Origin of the sequence: Jhaorihella thermophila, from assembly GCF_900108275.1 — a bacterium.
Lineage (GTDB): Bacteria > Pseudomonadota > Alphaproteobacteria > Rhodobacterales > Rhodobacteraceae > Jhaorihella > Jhaorihella thermophila.
In genome coordinates, this window is record NZ_FNVD01000064.1 from 1 (window position 1) to 1,180 (window position 1,180).

Here is a 1,180-nt window from a genome sequence, read left to right on the forward strand (position 1 = left end):
AGCAACTGTATTTCTCAGGCGGGTTGAGGAGCCCACTTTCGCCTCATTTTGCACAGAGCGTTTGCAATGGTGACGAGTTTGCGGGCAACCGCCGTAATGATGACTTTGTGCGATTTCCCGGCCGCGCGGTGGCGGTCAGCAAAGGCTTTCAGAACCGGGTTGTGATGAGCCGCAACCAGTGCGGCCTGGAACATCACATGACGCAACAAGCGTCGTCCGCCGCCAATGGCTCGTTTCCCGCGCAAGGTCCCACTGTCATGGGCGATTGGCGCGAGCCCCGTCAAAGCGGCCGCCTGTTCGCCGGTGATCTGGCCGAGTTCGGGCATCTCGGCGATCAGCCTCGTACTCGACACCGGGCCGATCCCCGGAATGGAGCGCAAGATGGCAGCGTTTTCGGCCAGAGTTGCGTCGGCTGCGATGGTGTTCTCGATCCGATGCTCCAGCTCCGTGATCTGCTGATCCAGCAGCTCTTTGAGGTTGTCGTCCATGTGCGCGAACATGTCCGCGGTTCCAAGCTTTCCATGTGCTTTGATCTGAGCCAGAAGCCGCTTCCGTGTTTCGACCAGCTGGCCACGCTTTGAAGTCAAGGCCCTGAGAAGGCGTAGCTTCTCATGTGGGAGACACCGCCCGGCCTCCGGGCGGAAGGCCATGAAGCGGGCAATCAGCTCGGCATCGATCCGATCCGTCTTGGCGCGTGTGCCACGGCTGGCAGCGAAAGCCTTGATCTGAGCGGGTGGCAATTGCCGGGTCTCGACCCCCGCTTTGTCCAAAGCTGCCCAGAGCCGCCACTCTTGACCGCCGGTGGCTTCGAAACAAACCAACGCGGCTCTTTCGCAGGCAAGTTCCGCAAGACATGCGTGACCTTTATCCGTGTTCGGCACCCGCAGCCGGTGGCCGTCGGGCAGGCAGTGGATATCCAGCCAATCGCGCGAGACGTCTATTCCGATAATCTGCCCGTATGCTACCCTGTTCATGCTCTCTTCCTTCTGCTCCGCGGTCCTGATCGGCCGCTTTCAACTGTTCGAGACGATGAAGAGAGACGGTGCTGGCACGCTAACAAACGTGGTCCCTGTTCAAACCGGGCCACAAGGCTCAGACGCCATACACCGCCCCGTCATCACCCTCGGCCAAGGGCGGTGACGGGGGCAGATTAGCAAAGCCAAGATACAGAAGGGTCAGG

The 1,180-nt window shown here is 60.5% G+C and carries 1 protein-coding gene; it reads right to left on the bottom strand.

Going from position 1 to position 1,180, the window contains the following annotated elements; translation table 11 throughout:
* Window positions 1–14: 14 nt before the first annotated feature.
* A complete protein-coding gene (locus C4S70_RS18400; protein WP_104009520.1) occupies window positions 15–974 on the bottom strand; it encodes an IS110 family RNA-guided transposase in 960 nt (319 codons plus the stop codon).
* Between the last annotated feature and the right edge of the window lie 206 nt (window positions 975–1,180).

What these genes read in the sequence shown, in the direction of transcription:
- C4S70_RS18400 (WP_104009520.1), bottom strand. Translation starts at nt 974, where the DNA reads ATGAACAGGGTAGCATACGGGCAGATTATCGGAATAGACGTCTCGCGC.